The sequence below is a fragment of the Heyndrickxia sp. FSL K6-6286 genome, assembly GCF_038630395.1.
GTDB lineage: Bacteria > Bacillota > Bacilli > Bacillales > Bacillaceae_C > Heyndrickxia > Heyndrickxia oleronia.
In genome coordinates, this window is the sequence record NZ_CP152029.1 from 1,231,581 (window position 1) to 1,247,469 (window position 15,889).

Consider the following 15,889-nt stretch of genomic DNA (forward strand, 5'->3'; position numbering starts at 1 on the left):
TTAATGGTAGAATATTCAAAAGGGGAGAGGTAAAGATGATGGACCGTATAGGGGGACAGGTTCAACCGATTTCAACGATATCAAATTCCACTCGTGGAGAAATGAAAAATGATCAAGCATTAGAACCAGTTCAATTGCCAAAAAAAGATGGGGGCAATCCCGAAACAAATGTAAATGAAAAAGATAAAGCAAAGCTAGAAAAAGTAGTAGATAGCATGAACGAATTTGTTTCTGCATCGAATACTCATCTGAAATTTGAGTTTCATGATAAATTAAATGAGTATTATGTTACAGTCGTCGATGATTCCACACAAGAAGTGGTGAAGGAGATTCCTTCTAAGAAAATGCTTGATATGTATGCAGCGATGACTGAATTTCTCGGTATTATGGTAGATAAAAAGATTTGATATCGGAAGAAAAGGGCGGCTGTCTGACTTTTTGCATTTCAGACAGCCCTTTCATGAGGGAATTTTTTTAGAGGGAATTTTGTGGTTTAGTACAATCAACATTTCCTTGTGGAGGTTATTATTATGCCTATTTTTAATGTAATGGAGGAAATTGTCCGTAATGCACTTATGGAGCATATGGAACAATTAAGATTACCATGCACCTGTGAACGCTGTATTGATGATGTTATGGCTTTGTCATTAAATCATTTACCACCTAAATATATTGTAAATGAAGGAGCAAGTCCTTTTGTTCGCGCCTATTATACTGCTGACCGTCAAGGAGCGGCGAACATTATTAGCATTTTGTTTCAAGCAGCAGAAACAGTTTCAAAAAATCAACGTTGTTCGAATCGAGTAGACTAAGTAAAAAAAGCAGCAATTCGAATTGTTAACATACTAGGGGGAGCCTATGAGTTGGTTTAAAAAAACAGAAAACAGCAAGAGTACAGTTAAACAGCAAGATAGATTACCAGTGTCAATATCCTTAGATTTGTCAGATCAAGAGTTAATGAAGCAAATGGAAATGATTCATTTTACAAAGGAAGATATTCGCGCCATTGCATCAATTAAGACTTTCGTAGATCAAAACATCGAAAAAATAGTGGACGATTTTTATAAAGCATTAGGACAACAGCCAAATCTTTTTGAAATCATTAATCAATACAGCAGTATCGAGCGATTGAGTCAAACATTAAGACGACATATTTGTGAAATGTTTGAAGGGAAGATAAATCAGGAATTTGTTGAAAAACGAATTAAAATTGCGATCATCCACCTTCAAATCGGCCTAGAACCTAAATGGTATCTAGGTGCCTTTCAAAATTTATTCTATTCCTTAATTGAAATTGTGGAAGAAAATGTTGAGTCAAAGGCTAAAGTGATTGAGATCATTAAAAGTATTTCTAAACTCCTTAATTTTGAACAACAAATTGTCCTTGAGGCATATGAAAAAGAGTTTCGTAGATTTCGGAAAAAGCATGAGGAAGAGAGAATCTTAATAGAGCAAAAAATTGCCGATGTTTCTGAAACATTGTCAAATTTCTCTGATCGAACAAATGAGTTTATGACACAATTAAACCAGCAATCTGTTGATATGCTTGCAGTAGCCAATGAAAATGTTGAAATTGCAAATATAATGGAAAATGAAGCGCATAGCAGTAAAGACAAATTACATCAAGAGCAGCAATTAATTAATAATATCGAAACAAGTACAAGAACGATTAATGATCGAGTGAAAGATTTAAAAAAGGCTTCAGAACAGGTGCATTCAATTATTTCGATTATTACGAGTATTGCTGAACAAACGAATTTACTGGCTTTAAATGCAGCCATTGAATCAGCAAGAGCAGGAGAATATGGCAGAGGATTTTCTGTTGTTGCTGACGAGGTTAGAAAGCTAGCGGAAGAAACAAAAAAATCCATCGGAAATGTTTCAACATTAATCGAAGGAATTAATAGTCAGATTGAAGATGTAACTTCATCAGTTGAAGAGGTATCTCATTTGACCCAAGAAAGCTCAAAAGAAATCTCCAATATGGATGTATTTTTTGAAAAGATACTTCAAGCTGCTGAGAAAAATAAACACCAAAGTGGTGTGACGAAGGTAGAATTAACGCAAACATCTGACATCATTCATCAAGTTACGAAGCTAATGGAGCAAATTTCCGGTTCATCGGAGGATTTAATGAAGCTTTCTCAAAAATTTTAGCAGTATAAATTAAGTAATCAGTGAAAAGAGGGAATGAGGCGCAGTGCACACCATTCCCTCTTATATTTTTAGTTGGGTGTTTTCGTATAGTTGGTTACTGTTTATCCTAATAAAGGTTTAAACGTGTCTAAAAAAAGAGCCTTTTATTTACAAATATATTTCTTACCAGTAATATCCAGGATAGCCGTACCCATACCCATATCCATATGGATAACCACCATAAAGGGCAGGTCCTAATAAAGCTGTGGTTGCTAGACCTCCGAGAAATCCTCCGAAAAATGGCCCTCCAAAAAAGGGTCTACCGAAAAAAGGTCTACCGAAAAAAGGTCTACCAAAAAAAGGTCTACCAAAAAAAGGCCTTCCGAAAAATGGCCGTCCAAACTGCCTTTGATCCAAGTCCACATTCCAATTTGGGATTTGATAATATTCAGGGTTCATCAAATATCCTCCTCTTTTTTCTCTTTGAATTTTTATTACATATTCCCTAAATAGTATGAAACTGAATAGAAAATGGACTGGGTAAATGTCTCATTTAATAATGAAAAAATTACTAATCAATTAGATTTTTCTAAAAAGCTTATCTAGTTTCATGAAGTTATTGGAAGGGTTTTCAAAAAATACAGAAAAGTATAGAGTAATATGCTATAATTTTCAAAATTAGATTTATTTTTGGGGGAAGGTATATGGAACGATTGGTTGAAATGCAATTCACTGAAACCTTTTTGACGGAAATCCTAAAAAGGTTTAATCTTGCGCCTGATTACCAAAAGCTTGGCGATTTTGAAAATTACGTTTTTGAAGTATATGATCAGAACCATACACCAAAGATTCTTCGTGTAACCCATCATTCCCATCGTTCTAAGGAAGAACTGGAATCTGAACTTGATTGGATTCAATATTTATGTAATTGTGGGATTAAGATACCTAATGTAATTACCTCTCCAGTTGGCAATACCGTCGAAGCGTTCGAAGCTAATCAAAGTTATTTCTTTGCTAGCTTGTTTGAAAAGGCATTAGGTCAACCGGTTAAAGTTGATGGTCCATCGTTCAATGAAAAATTATTTTACAAATGGGGAAAAACCATTGGTAGGATCCATAAATATACGAAGGATTATCTACGAACACCAGGGATTGTTCAACGGGCCCAATGGGATGAAAATGATCTTCTTGATTTAGATAAATATTATATTGGTGAAGACGCGTTGCTTCTAGGGAAGGTAAACAAAGTAATTGAAAACATAAAAGAACTTCCGAAAGAACGAAATAGCTTTGGCTTAATACATACGGATATTCATCATGGTAATTTTTTTTACGATGGAGAAATGATTCAAGTATTTGATTTCGATGATGCCAGCTATCAATACTTTGTTTCTGATATTGCCATTCCATTATACTATGCAACAAACTCAAAGCATTTTTATGGAACAAGAGAGGAACGTAATCAGTTTGCACAAAAATTCTTGCATGCCTTCCTTGATGGCTATGATGAAGAAAATCATCTTACAAGGGAATGGCTTACAACTCTGCCATTATTCTTAAAACTGCGGGATATTGATTTATATGCTGTTTTTAATAAAAAAGTAGCACCAGAAGATCGGAATGAACGTGTTTTACATTGGCTGAAGGAAATAAGGGAAAGAATTGAAAATGAAGTAGCTATTGTAGATTTATCTTTTACATGACCAATTATGACAAAAAAATAAGTGATTCGACAATCTTTTTCAAATATGACAAATTCGACAAAAAAATCTTTCGTTTTAAGCAGGAATTTGGACGGGTATAATAGAAATATATAAACATAGCTTTAATTATAAGGCATCATTTCACACTCAGTATTGAAAGACAAGCTGAGGGAAAATGCAGCCAAATGACAAGGAGGATTCCATATGATGAACTACAACATTCGTGGGGAAAACATTGAGGTAACTCCAGCAATTCGGGATTATACCGAGAAAAAGGTAAGTAAGCTTGAACGATATTTTATCGAAGTACCAGAAGCAAATGTACATGTAAATTTAAAAGTATATCAAGATAAAACGGCAAAAGTTGAAATAACCATTCCTCTACCGCAATTAGTCTTAAGAGCGGAAGAAATAAATAATGATATGTATGCTGCTATTGATTTGATTGTTGATAAATTAGAACGTCAAATTCGCAAGCATAAAACAAAAGTAAATCGGAAGTTCCGTGAAAAAGGGAATACGAAGGAATTCTTTACAACAAACGGAAGTCCTCAAACGGATGTAGAGGATGATGGGGATCTTGAGGTTGTTAGAACGAAACAATTCGATCTCAAACCAATGGACAGTGAAGAAGCGGTTCTGCAAATGAATATGCTAGGTCATAACTTCTTTGTCTTTACAGATGCAGATACGAATCAAACGAATATTGTTTATCGTCGAAAAGACGGAAAGTATGGTCTTATCGAAACGAAGTAAACTGTCGTATGGGGCTGGCCCTATGTATCACTTCAATAAATTGTGGTATGGGGTCTGACCCCTTTTCCTTTTCAGAGAGCCTTTTTTAGACGATAAGATAAAGATTATAGAGTTTGCAAGAAATTGAATAAAGTGGTGGGAAGATGAAGATCGATGATACCGACCGAAAGATTATGGAGTTATTAACTGATAATGGTCGATTGTCCTATGCAGATATTGGAAAGCAATTAAATTTATCTAGGGTTGCAGTTAGGGAACGAGTCAATCAATTAATAAACAATGGGGTAATTGAAAAGTTTACTGCCGTTATTAACTCTGAAAAAGTAGGGAAACATGTTTCGGCCTTTTTTGAAGTGGATTGTGAACCTGCTTTCTTGGTAGAAGTAGCGCAAAAGCTCGCTGAACACCCGAGTGTAGCTAGCTGTTATCAAATGACAGGACCAAGCACTCTTCATATGCATGTCCTTGTAGACGATTTTTCAAGCTTAGAAAATTTTATCAATAATGAATTATACGGATTACAAGGAATCACTCGGGTTGAAAGCAATATCCTCTTAAGAAGATTTAAAAGTCGTAGCGGGCTAAAATTATAGAATGATGCCAGGAAATTAGATCCTGGTATTTTTTTTGTGTTCATACTATGACTTAAATGAAAGTACGAATAAGATTATAAGTTGTTTCATAAAGTATGTTGCTTTGGTAACCGCTCTACTTGTGGCTTTTACACTAAATCAAGGCTTCAGCGTTTCTCATGGAGTTTTGCAGATCTTTCCTCTCAGTAAAATGAAACGTGTAGAGGTCCTCAGTTGATATTTATTCGTTATAACTTTACTTAAATAGCAACAATGTTTTAGAAAATAGTCAAACCATATGGAGTTTAGATTCAATTTTCTATATAATCATAATTAAGTGAAAAAATTCCGTTTGTTAATCATATGTAAGAATTAATAATCGAATGTAAATGAAAACCAACGCTTTTATGGGAGTGGGATAAGTGAAAATGGATCATCTATATCAACCGTACTCATCAGTTCGAAATACTGTTTTTGCAAGAAAAGGAATGGTGGCAACTTCACAGCCTTTAGGAGCACAGGCAGGCCTTGAAATTCTTCAAAAGGGAGGCAATGCGATTGATGCAGCGATTGCAACTGCTGCTGCATTAACAGTCGTAGAGCCTACATCAAATGGAATTGGAGGGGATGCCTTTGCCCTTGTGTGGGTGAATGGTCAATTATATGGCCTAAATGGCAGTGGCCCGGCACCAGCAGCTATCTCAATTGAAGCTGTCAAAGCTAAAGGATATGAGCGGATGCCAAAGTTTGGGGTTATTCCGATCACTGTGCCCGGTGTACCATCTGCGTGGATAGAGCTTTCAAAAAGATTCGGGAAATTACCATTTAAAGAACTGTTTTCTCCAGCCATTCGCTATGCCAAGGAAGGGTTTCCTTTAACACCAGTTTTAGGAAAGTATTGGCAATTGGCATATGCGCGTTTTAAGGAAGCTTTAAAAGGGGAACAGTTTAACCCTTGGTTTGACACGTTTGCTCCAAATGGGAAAGCCCCAGACATTGGTGAGATGTGGAGTTCCCCTGGCCACGCTGCCACTTTAACATCCATTGCAGAAACGAATGCCGAAAGTTTTTATCGCGGTGAACTTGCTGAAAAAATCGTAGAGTTTATTCAAAAATATGATGGATTCTTAACAAAAGAGGATTTAGAGAACTATCGAGCAGAATGGGTAGATCCCATTTCAACGAATTATCGTGGCTATGATGTGTGGGAAATTCCTCCCAATGGGCAAGGCTTACTTGCTTTAATGGCATTAAATATTGTTAGTGGCTTTGATTTTACTGAAAAAGATACGATAGATACGTATCATAAACAAATAGAAGCGATAAAGCTAGCATTTACAGAAGCGAAGGAAGTAATTACAGATCAAAAGCATATGAAAATTTCAGCCGAATATTTATTGTCTGATGAATTTGCACATATCAATCGTTTACGAATTAATGATAAGGCGATCACACCTGAGCCTGTCCAGCAGCCTAGTGGTGGAACAGTTTATTTAGCGACGGCTGATGCTGAAGGCAATATGGTTAGCTTTATACAAAGCAATTATATGGGATTTGGCTCCGGTATTGTCATTCCTGGAACAGGGATTGGTCTTCAAAATCGGGGGTTCGATTTTTCTCTTGAACGGGCACATGCTAATGCTTTACTTCCGGGAAAGAAATGCTATCATACAATCATTCCAGGCTTCTTGACAAAAGGGAATGAGGCGATTGGCCCGTTCGGAGTTATGGGTGGATTCATGCAGCCACAAGGGCATTTTCAAGTAGTGATGAGTACAGTCGATTTTCATTTAAATCCTCAGGCAGCATTAGATGCTCCTCGTTGGCAATGGATGGATGGGAAAAAAGTGATGGTTGAACCTCATTTCCCCAATCATCTTGTTCAAGCGTTAATTAGAAAAGGGCATCAGATTCAAGTAGCGTCTGATACTGGTGGTTTCGGTCGTGGTCAAATTATTTGGCGGAATCCTCAAACAGGAGTATTAATGGGTGGAACGGAATCAAGGACAGATGGAGCAATCGCTGCATGGTAAAACAATGCTATAATATGTTTTTATGAAGAGGATTAATCTAATGCATAGATAATAACTTTTATAAAGATGTTCTTATACTTTTTATTCTTTATTTTAGTTTTAATAAGTTTAAAGGATTGTGATTTGTTTTGGTATATTGGGATATATTTATTGCGTTTTTTCGAGCGGGAATGCTTGGATATGGCGGAGGTCTTTCGGCCATTCCATTGATGCATAGGGAAGTAGTTGAAAACTATAAATGGATGAACGACGAGGATTTTTCAGATATTCTTGCGCTTGCAAATACATTGCCTGGACCAATTAATACAAAAATGTCTGGATATATAGGCTGGAGAGTTGCTGGTTTTTGGGGAATGATGAGCGCAGTCATTGCTACAGTGATTCCAACCGTTATTTTGATGATCATTTTATTAACGGTCTTACATGCTTATAACGATAAGCCATGGGTAAAAGGAATGTCGCGAGCAGTCGTCCCAATAGCAGGCGTCATGCTGGGGGCATTAACATGGGATTTTATCAAAAAATCCAAAAACTCTATGGGATGGATATCTACAATAATCGTTCTTGTGATTAGTATCATTATCATGCAAATACTTGGCTTGCATCCTGCTATTTTAATTGTAGGACTGTTGGTAGCTGCTTTATTTTCTCGTCAGAAACAGAAAGATAAGCAGGTGAAGGCATCATGATCTATTGGAAAATTTTTGTCGCAAATTTTATGGCTAACTTTTTAGGGTATGGAGGTGGACCTGCATCGATTCCGCTTCTTGAGCATGAAGTTGTTGATCGCTATGGCTGGTTCACCGTTCATGAATTTAGTGAAATGGTTGCACTAGGTAATGCATTGCCGGGCCCCATTGCAACGAAGTTAGCTGGATTTATTGGCTATCAGCAAGGCGGAATTTTCGGAGCTTTCGTCGGATTATTCGCATCGGTTGCCCCATCCATTCTATTATTGATTATCCTTTTAGGCTTGTTGCTGAAATTTAAGGAATCTCCTAAAGTAAAAAACATGACAAAGCTTGTGCGGCCTGCTATTGCTGTGTTATTAGGCGTCATGACCATTGACTTTTTTTCCAGTTCCTATGAAGGCATCGGGATTTTTCATACCGTCTTCCTTGGAGGGGTCAGTCTTTTATTACTAGAAAAGTGGAAGATTAGTCCTGTCTATGTTATCTGTGGTGCCCTCGTGTATGGGGCAATCTTCCTAGGTTCCTGACACCATTTAATCATTTTCTTTGAATAAAGTTGTAAGAAGATGAGTAAATGGTGCCTATTACCATAAAAGTCTTTAAATATTTTTCTATGGTTGGTATGATTAGAGGTGACTACAACTATGGGGTGAAGTGTAATGAAATTTTTGAAGATTTTAGTAGGATGTTTACTTATTTTGTCATTAGCTGCTTGTGGAACAACAACTAGTAGTGATTCAAGTAAGGAAAAAGAAACTACAAAAGAAGAAACTTCAGCAAAACAAGATCAAGTGACGAATAAAGAAGATTCAACAAATGAAAATCAAACAACAACCGAAGAAAATTCATCAAAAACAGAAGGCACTTCTGATGAAAACATTGTGAAGGCTGAAGGTACATACAATGGACAAGCTGATGGTCACTCCATTGAAGTGGAAACTGCAGATGCAGTACTAGTTCTTGATACTTTAGAATCAAATGTAAATCTTGATCAATTCAAAAGTGGTGACAAAATTACTTTTGAATACATTGCAAATGAAGAGGGACAAAATATTTTAAAAAGCATCGAATTACAAAAATAAGTTAATGTAAGTGGTGGGGGATGTCTGATCGTTAGGTTCAGCATCCCCTTTCTATTTATAACGATAATAAAGTCCTTAGACAAGAATTAGCAGCCACTGCTAACATATTTCTATTTCTTCTCCCTTATCGCCGAGCTGTTTCTACTCGCTTCTCTTGATTCTATCTCAGATTAACTTCTACGAAGATGAAATGGTCCCCTCAAATTAGTGAATACTATCCATTTTTCAAAAGTTTTGAGTACTGAGAGCTAAGAACATCATTGTTCATTTTCGCTGATAAGTTGTCACTTTATAGGAGACAATGGTAAAATTCAATTAGTATAAAAATTTGGATGTATTGTAAGAGGATTTATTCCAAAGGAAAGTGTAGATATGTTAGTAAAAATCTACATATATTTAACATTACAAATCCCTTACATTTTAGATATAAAGGAGCGTTTACTAAATGGTTGCTTTTTTAGAAAAAGTTTTTGATGCAAATAAACGTGAAATCAAACGTCTCGATAAGATGGCACAACAAATTGAAGAGTTAGCTTCCGATATGGAAAAGCTGTCAGATGACCAACTAAGAGAAAAAACAGAAGAATTTAAACAACGCTATCAAAACGGAGAAACATTAGATGATTTATTAACGGAAGCCTTTGCTGTAGTTCGTGAAGGTGCACGTCGTGTGCTTGGCCTTTATCCATACCATGTTCAATTAATGGGCGGGATTTCCTTACATGAAGGAAATATCTCCGAGATGAAGACAGGGGAAGGTAAAACCTTAACTGCAACAATGCCTGTTTATTTAAATGCTCTATCTGGAAAAGGCGTTCACGTTGTAACCGTGAACGAATATTTAGCGAGCCGTGATGCTACTGAGATGGGTGAATTATATGAATTCTTAGGATTAACGGTTGGCTTAAACTTGAACAGTATGTCAAGTGAAGAAAAGCAAGAAGCCTATGCAGCAGATATTACGTATGGTACAAATAATGAATTAGGCTTTGATTATTTGCGTGATAATATGGTTCTTTATAAAGAGCAGCGTGTACAGCGTCCATTGCATTTCGCAGTAATTGATGAGGTCGACTCGATCTTAATCGATGAAGCGAGAACACCGCTGATTATTTCTGGGCAGGCACAAAAGTCTACTTCACTGTATATTCAAGCAAATGCTTTCGTCCGTACATTAAAAAAAGAAGAAGACTACACCTATGATGAAAAAACAAAAAGTGTTCAATTAACTGAAGAAGGTATGAATAAAGCTGAACGTGCTTTTGGAATTGAAAATCTTTTTGATATTTCACATGTAACACTTAACCATCATATTAATCAGGCATTAAAGGCAAATGTGAGTATGCATTTAGATGTCGATTATGTCGTTCAAGATGGTGAGATTGTGATTGTCGATCAATTCACTGGTCGTATGATGAAAGGTCGACGCTTTAGTGATGGCTTGCACCAAGCAATTGAAGCGAAAGAAGCTGTTGAAATTCAAAATGAAAGTATGACAATGGCTACGATTACCTTCCAAAACTACTTCCGTATGTATGAAAAGCTTGCAGGTATGACAGGTACAGCTAAAACAGAGGAAGAGGAATTCCGCAACATTTATAATATGAGAGTTATCGTCATTCCAACGAATAAGCCGATTGCTCGTGATGACAGACCCGATTTAATTTATGCGAGCATGGAAGGGAAATTCCGGGCAGTTGTCGAGGATATTCATGAGCGACATAAAAAGGGCCAACCGATTCTTGTTGGTACGGTTGCTATTGAAACATCGGAATTGATTTCGAAGCTATTAACGAAAAAAGGGATCCGTCATAATGTATTAAATGCGAAGAACCATGAGCGTGAAGCAGAAATCATTGCAGAGGCAGGGCAAAAAGGCGCTGTAACGATTGCTACCAATATGGCTGGTCGTGGGACCGATATTAAGCTTGGTGAAGGTATAAAAGAGCTTGGTGGTCTCGCGGTAATTGGTACAGAGCGTCATGAATCTCGCCGGATCGATAATCAGTTACGTGGACGTTCAGGTCGTCAAGGAGATCCAGGGGTTACCCAATTCTATCTTTCCATGGAAGATGAATTAATGCGTCGCTTCGGATCTGATAATATGAAAAACATGATGCAGCGTTTAGGTATGGATGATTCACAACCGATTCAAAGTAAGATGGTTTCTAGAGCGGTTGAATCTGCCCAAAAACGCGTAGAAGGTAATAACTTTGACTCACGGAAACAGTTGCTACAATATGATGACGTATTAAGACAGCAACGTGAAATTATTTATAATCAACGGAATGAAGTCTTAAATTCTGAGGATTTACGTGAAATCGTTGAAAAGATGATCTTGTCGGTTATCGAACGTAATGTGCAATTGTATACACCAAGCAATGAAGATGAAGATAATTGGAATCTTCAAGGAATAATTGATTTCGTCAATGCGAATCTTTTACCAGAAGGTGATATAACCATTGAACAATTACGACGTAAAGATCCTGAGGAAATGGTCGATCTTATTATGGAAAAGGTAAAAGCTCGTTACGACGAGAAGGAAGAGTCATTAACGCCTGAACAAATGCGTGAGTTTGAAAAGGTTATTCTGTTACGTGCAGTGGATTCAAAATGGATTGATCATATTGATGCAATGGATCATTTAAGACAGGGAATTCATTTGCGTGCATATGGACAGGTTGACCCATTACGTGAATATCAAAGTGAAGGCTTTGCGATGTTTGAAAATATGGTTGCTGCGATTGAAGATGATACGGCTCGATATGTAATGAAAGCGGAAATTCGCAATAACCTTCAACGTGAGGAAGTCGCTAAGGGGCAAGCTGTTAACCCGAAAGAAGACGGGGAAACGGTGAAGAAAAAGCCAATTAAGAAAACTGTTAATGTCGGGCGAAACGATCCTTGTCCATGTGGCAGCGGTAAGAAATATAAACAATGCCATGGGAAAAACGCGTAACTATAATTAATGAACGAAGAACTATATATCAACGGGACAGGTGAAACATACCTGTCCTATGTAATTTACTTCTGAGGTGATAAAAAATGGAATTATTTGAAATAAGATCTGAACTTGAAAATACAGCTAAAAAACTAGCGGACTTTAGGGGGTCTCTTTGACTTAGAAAACAAAGAGGCAAGGATTGCAGAGCTCGATGAAAGAATGCTTGAACCAGATTTTTGGAATGATCAGCAAGGAGCACAATCAATAATTAATGAGGCAAATGGTCTCAAAGATATGGTTAATGAATATAAGGATCTACTTGATATACAAGAAAATCTCGAATTAACACATGACCTTGTGAAAGAAGAAAATGATCCTGAGCTGTTTAAAGAATTGGAAACAGAATTAACGAATTTAGTTGACCGTTTGAATCAATTTGAGCTTCAGCTATTACTAAGTGAACCATATGATAAAAATAATGCTATATTAGAGCTTCATCCAGGTGCCGGAGGGACAGAATCACAGGATTGGGGTTCTATGCTTCTTCGTATGTATACCCGCTGGGGAGAGAAAAAAGGCTTTAAAGTGGAAACTTTGGATTACTTACCTGGTGATGAAGCAGGTATTAAAAGTGTCACATTATTAATAAAAGGACATAATGCTTATGGTTATTTGAAAGCGGAAAAAGGAGTCCATCGCCTTGTAAGGATTTCTCCTTTCGATTCGTCTGGACGTCGCCATACATCATTTGTGTCTTGTGAAGTAATGCCCGAATTTGATGATGAAATCGAAATCGATATTCGTACGGAAGATATTAAAATTGATACGTATCGTGCGAGCGGTGCTGGAGGACAGCACATTAACACTACTGATTCGGCAGTACGTATAACACATATTCCTACAGGAGTAGTTGTTACATGTCAATCTGAACGTTCACAAATTAAAAACCGTGAGCAAGCAATGAAAATGCTAAAAGCAAAATTATATCAACGCGAGATTGAAGAAAAAGAAAAAGCACTTGCAGAAATCCGTGGTGAGCAAAAAGAAATTGGTTGGGGAAGTCAAATTAGATCCTATGTTTTCCATCCATATTCAATGGTGAAGGATCATCGTACGAACACAGAGGTTGGTAATGTTCAGGCAGTTATGGACGGTGACCTTGATAATTTCATCAATGCTTATTTACGTTCACGTATATCTTAATTCATAAAAATCCTTTGCCTTTTTAGGTGAAGGATTTGTTTATTTATGTAAACAAAATCTTTCATTTTTACTTTATTTCTAAATAATCTTGAATAAAAACAACCCCCGTATGATAAAACTATCATCATAAAGGTTTTATTGGACTCTTTTTGTGCAGGGTTAGCGCATGATAGTATTATCAAAGCATAGTCAATCTGTAAAAAATCAAAAATTGAGGGATACCTGACATTGTAGTGATCCTCAAAGAGAGTTCATAAAGTTGATACAATTAGCGAAAACCTTGATATCACTGCATTTGTCACGGTTTGGCAACATATTAGCTAATGGGGAAAGGTTTCAAAAGCTAATAGGAAGGTATATAGTAAAAGTATAGGATTTATTTTCCAAAAATCAAGGAGGTTGAATGAAGTGGTCAAAAAACTACTAGGAATTGTTATGATTTTTACACTAGCATTCGGGTTGGCTGCTTGTGGTACTGACAAAGATAATAACAAAGACACAACAAAGAATAATGACACAACAACAAATGAAAAGACAACAACCGATACAGCGAATGCTGGAGATGCTGAAAAGCTCTTTAGCCAAAACTGTGCAAGCTGTCATGGTGGAAACCTTGAAGGTGGAGTTGGTCCTAATTTAACAAAGGTTGGATCAAAATATAGCAAAGATGAAATTCTTAACATTATTAAGAATGGTAAAAAAGGTGATCAAGGTGTAATGCCTGGTGGACTTCTTTCTGGCGATGATGCTGATGCAGTTGCCGGATGGTTAGCATCTAAAAAATAAAACACTCTTAAAAACCTGATGTCGAAACTCGTCATCAGGTTTTTTTTTGACTAAAATATCGGAAATTATAGAACTTTTTTACTAATTTTCCTTTAAGAAAAATAGCGAACTTTTGAAAGAATTAAGTATAATTTTTATAGAAAAATCAAGCTCTGAAATATAAATGTAATATAATTTACCATTAACATTGGGGTTTATGATGTTATAATAGGTTTGTGATTAAATTCGATAGGATCCGTCAGTATTCGATTGAACTGCGAAAGATGACGTTTTTACTAAATATTATGGCAAAATAAAAGTGGATATCTACTGTAAACATCCGCAAAGTATAGGTGATTAAATGATTGAAATGCAAAATGTATATAAAAAATATCCAAATGGGATTATTGCCGCTAATAATTTGAATATCCAAATTAAACAGGGAGAATTCGTCTATGTCGTTGGACCTAGTGGAGCAGGCAAGTCTACCTTTATAAAAATGATGTATCGTGAGGAAAAAGCGACAGAAGGAAGCATCGTTGTAAGCGGAGTTAATTTAAGTAAATTAAAAAATAGTCGTATACCTTATTTCCGTCGACAAATAGGTGTTGTATTCCAAGACTTTAAGCTTTTACCTACACTGACTGTTTTCGAAAATGTAGCGTTTGCGCTCGAGGTAATTGAAGAACAGCAAAGTAAAATAAAAAAACGAGTAATGGATGTTTTAAACTTAGTTGGCTTGAAACATAAAGCAAGAATGCTGCCAACAGAATTATCTGGAGGAGAGCAGCAAAGGGTGTCCATTGCACGTTCAATTATCAATACTCCTCAAGTGGTTATTGCAGATGAACCTACCGGAAACCTCGATCCTGAAACATCATGGGAGATCATGAACATACTACAAGAAATTAACTCGCGTGGGACAACTGTCGTAATGGCGACACATAATCGGGAAATCGTAAATACGATCAGACACCGAGTGATTGCCATTGAGGGCGGTCGCATTGTCCGCGATGAACAACGGGGGGATTACGGTTATGAAAGCTAGAACGGCCGGGCGGCATCTTCGTGAGAGTTTTAAGAGCTTAGGACGTAATGGGTGGATGATGTTTGCATCAGCCAGTGCGGTGACTATAACACTTTTACTAGTAGGCGTATTCTTCGTCATTATGATGAATATGAATAAAATTGCTTCTGATATTGAAAATGATGTAGAAGTTCGAGTTCATATCGACTTAACAGCAAAAGCACAAGATCAAGAAGCCCTTAAACAAAAAATTGAAAATTTAAGCCAAGTAGAGTCTGTTAAATTTTCATCCAAAGAAGAGGAACTTCAAAGCTTAATTAAGACGATGGGGAAAGATATGGAGCTTTTTGAGCAAAAGAATCCTCTTTATGACGTATTTATCGTAAAAACGAAGAAACCTACAGATACGCCATCCGTGGCGAAGCAAATAGAGAAATTTGATCATGTGGAATCTGCCAAATATGGCGAAGGGAAAGTTGAAAAACTATTTAATGTCTTGAAAATTAGTAGAAATGTTGGTCTAGTTCTTGTAATTGGTTTACTATTTACAGCTATGTTCCTTATTTCAAATACGATTAAAATTACCATTTTTGCTAGACGAAAAGAAATTGAGATTATGAAATTAGTAGGGGCAACCAATTGGTTTATACGCTGGCCATTTTTAATGGAAGGTCTGTGGTTAGGTGTTATTGGTTCTATTCTGCCAATTCTCATTATTACTGTTGGCTATTACTACTTGCATAGTTTCTTAGCACCAAGGTTACAAAGTCAATTAATACAAATCCTGGATTTCAGTCCATTCGTATTTGAAGTTACTGGTTTACTCTTATTGATGGGGATTTTAATTGGTATTTGGGGAAGTACGATGTCCATTCGTCGTTTCTTAAAAATATAAAATAAACCATTTTTATAGACTGTCTGTTAAGCAATACTTCAGACAGTCTAGATATACATATATAGAAATTTTTTAAGGGGG

16 protein-coding genes are annotated in these 15,889 nt (G+C 36.5%); 15 read left to right on the forward strand and 1 reads right to left on the reverse strand.

Annotated elements, in window-relative coordinates; genetic code table 11:
* Positions 1 to 35: 35 nt before the first annotated feature.
* From flaG to MHI39_RS06135, 3 genes are all read left to right on the forward strand, one after another.
* Entirely contained in the window at positions 36 to 407 is a 372-nt protein-coding gene (gene flaG / locus MHI39_RS06125) for a flagellar protein FlaG (RefSeq protein ID WP_058003003.1), read from the forward strand.
* Positions 408 to 530: 123 nt separating this feature from the next.
* Positions 531 to 812: a late competence development ComFB family protein gene (locus MHI39_RS06130; protein ID WP_058002941.1), complete on the forward strand. Its 282-nt coding sequence runs from the start codon at positions 531 to 533 to the stop codon at positions 810 to 812.
* A gap of 46 nt (positions 813 to 858) precedes the next feature.
* Positions 859 to 2,157 (forward strand): globin-coupled sensor protein, encoded by a 1,299-nt coding sequence (locus MHI39_RS06135; RefSeq protein WP_342540904.1) that lies wholly within the window; start codon positions 859 to 861, stop codon positions 2,155 to 2,157.
* Between the two features lie 162 nt (positions 2,158 to 2,319).
* Here MHI39_RS06135 and MHI39_RS06140 read toward each other — a convergent pair whose 3' ends face one another.
* Positions 2,320 to 2,595: a hypothetical protein gene (locus MHI39_RS06140; RefSeq protein ID WP_259549308.1), complete on the reverse strand. Its 276-nt coding sequence runs from the start codon at positions 2,593 to 2,595 to the stop codon at positions 2,320 to 2,322.
* Between the two features lie 245 nt (positions 2,596 to 2,840).
* Between MHI39_RS06140 and MHI39_RS06145 the strand changes: the two genes are divergently transcribed.
* From MHI39_RS06145 to ftsX, 12 genes are all read left to right on the forward strand, one after another.
* Entirely contained in the window at positions 2,841 to 3,839 is a 999-nt protein-coding gene (locus MHI39_RS06145; protein WP_342540905.1) for a phosphotransferase, read from the forward strand.
* A gap of 204 nt (positions 3,840 to 4,043) precedes the next feature.
* Positions 4,044 to 4,595, forward strand: a complete 552-nt coding sequence (gene raiA / locus MHI39_RS06150) for a ribosome-associated translation inhibitor RaiA (RefSeq protein WP_071976520.1) — start codon at positions 4,044 to 4,046, stop codon at positions 4,593 to 4,595.
* Positions 4,596 to 4,738: 143 nt separating this feature from the next.
* Positions 4,739 to 5,188, forward strand: coding sequence for an Lrp/AsnC family transcriptional regulator (locus MHI39_RS06155; RefSeq protein ID WP_071976519.1), 450 nt, complete (start codon positions 4,739 to 4,741; stop codon positions 5,186 to 5,188).
* A gap of 407 nt (positions 5,189 to 5,595) precedes the next feature.
* Positions 5,596 to 7,200, forward strand: a complete 1,605-nt coding sequence (locus MHI39_RS06160) for a gamma-glutamyltransferase family protein (protein WP_251345446.1) — start codon at positions 5,596 to 5,598, stop codon at positions 7,198 to 7,200.
* A gap of 128 nt (positions 7,201 to 7,328) precedes the next feature.
* Positions 7,329 to 7,889, forward strand: coding sequence for a chromate transporter (locus tag MHI39_RS06165; RefSeq protein WP_071976517.1), 561 nt, complete (start codon positions 7,329 to 7,331; stop codon positions 7,887 to 7,889).
* Complete coding sequence (locus tag MHI39_RS06170) at positions 7,886 to 8,419, forward strand: chromate transporter (protein ID WP_058002934.1); 534 nt, start codon at positions 7,886 to 7,888, stop codon at positions 8,417 to 8,419. Before MHI39_RS06165 ends, MHI39_RS06170 begins: the two co-directional genes overlap by 4 nt.
* A 132-nt stretch (positions 8,420 to 8,551) precedes the next feature.
* Positions 8,552 to 8,974: a hypothetical protein gene (locus MHI39_RS06175; protein WP_235813251.1), complete on the forward strand. Its 423-nt coding sequence runs from the start codon at positions 8,552 to 8,554 to the stop codon at positions 8,972 to 8,974.
* A 445-nt stretch (positions 8,975 to 9,419) separates the two neighbouring features.
* Positions 9,420 to 11,933 carry a preprotein translocase subunit SecA gene (gene secA / locus MHI39_RS06180; protein WP_058002933.1) on the forward strand — a complete coding sequence of 838 codons (2,514 nt, stop codon included), beginning with the start codon at positions 9,420 to 9,422 and terminating at the stop codon, positions 11,931 to 11,933.
* Positions 11,934 to 12,019: 86 nt separating this feature from the next.
* Positions 12,020 to 13,121 (forward strand): peptide chain release factor 2 gene (gene prfB / locus MHI39_RS06185; RefSeq protein ID WP_152984724.1). Its coding sequence is split into 2 segments (ribosomal slippage): positions 12,020 to 12,091 and positions 12,093 to 13,121, totalling 1,101 coding nucleotides; the frame shifts between segments, so codons are not numbered across the junction.
* Positions 13,122 to 13,529: 408 nt separating this feature from the next.
* A complete protein-coding gene (gene cccB, locus MHI39_RS06190; RefSeq protein WP_242598216.1) occupies positions 13,530 to 13,907 on the forward strand; it encodes a cytochrome c551 in 378 nt (125 codons plus the stop codon).
* 340 nt (positions 13,908 to 14,247) lie between these two features.
* Complete coding sequence (ftsE, locus tag MHI39_RS06195) at positions 14,248 to 14,934, forward strand: cell division ATP-binding protein FtsE (RefSeq protein WP_058002930.1); 687 nt, start codon at positions 14,248 to 14,250, stop codon at positions 14,932 to 14,934.
* Positions 14,924 to 15,808 (forward strand): permease-like cell division protein FtsX, encoded by an 885-nt coding sequence (gene ftsX / locus MHI39_RS06200; RefSeq protein ID WP_071976514.1) that lies wholly within the window; start codon positions 14,924 to 14,926, stop codon positions 15,806 to 15,808. Before ftsE ends, ftsX begins: the two co-directional genes overlap by 11 nt.
* The last annotated feature ends 81 nt before the right edge of the window (positions 15,809 to 15,889 follow it).

Coding starts and splice junctions, on each gene's coding strand:
- MHI39_RS06160 (WP_251345446.1), top strand. CDS start 5,596: ATGGATCATCTATATCAACCGTACTCATCAGTTCGAAATACTGTTTTT.
- MHI39_RS06140 (WP_259549308.1), bottom strand. CDS start 2,595: ATGAACCCTGAATATTATCAAATCCCAAATTGGAATGTGGACTTGGAT.
- ftsX (WP_071976514.1), top strand. CDS start 14,924: ATGAAAGCTAGAACGGCCGGGCGGCATCTTCGTGAGAGTTTTAAGAGC.
- MHI39_RS06170 (WP_058002934.1), top strand. CDS start 7,886: ATGATCTATTGGAAAATTTTTGTCGCAAATTTTATGGCTAACTTTTTA.
- ftsE (WP_058002930.1), top strand. CDS start 14,248: ATGATTGAAATGCAAAATGTATATAAAAAATATCCAAATGGGATTATT.
- MHI39_RS06155 (WP_071976519.1), top strand. CDS start 4,739: ATGAAGATCGATGATACCGACCGAAAGATTATGGAGTTATTAACTGAT.
- secA (WP_058002933.1), top strand. CDS start 9,420: ATGGTTGCTTTTTTAGAAAAAGTTTTTGATGCAAATAAACGTGAAATC.
- flaG (WP_058003003.1), top strand. CDS start 36: ATGATGGACCGTATAGGGGGACAGGTTCAACCGATTTCAACGATATCA.
- MHI39_RS06135 (WP_342540904.1), top strand. CDS start 859: ATGAGTTGGTTTAAAAAAACAGAAAACAGCAAGAGTACAGTTAAACAG.
- MHI39_RS06175 (WP_235813251.1), top strand. CDS start 8,552: ATGAAATTTTTGAAGATTTTAGTAGGATGTTTACTTATTTTGTCATTA.
- MHI39_RS06130 (WP_058002941.1), top strand. CDS start 531: ATGCCTATTTTTAATGTAATGGAGGAAATTGTCCGTAATGCACTTATG.
- raiA (WP_071976520.1), top strand. CDS start 4,044: ATGATGAACTACAACATTCGTGGGGAAAACATTGAGGTAACTCCAGCA.
- MHI39_RS06145 (WP_342540905.1), top strand. CDS start 2,841: ATGGAACGATTGGTTGAAATGCAATTCACTGAAACCTTTTTGACGGAA.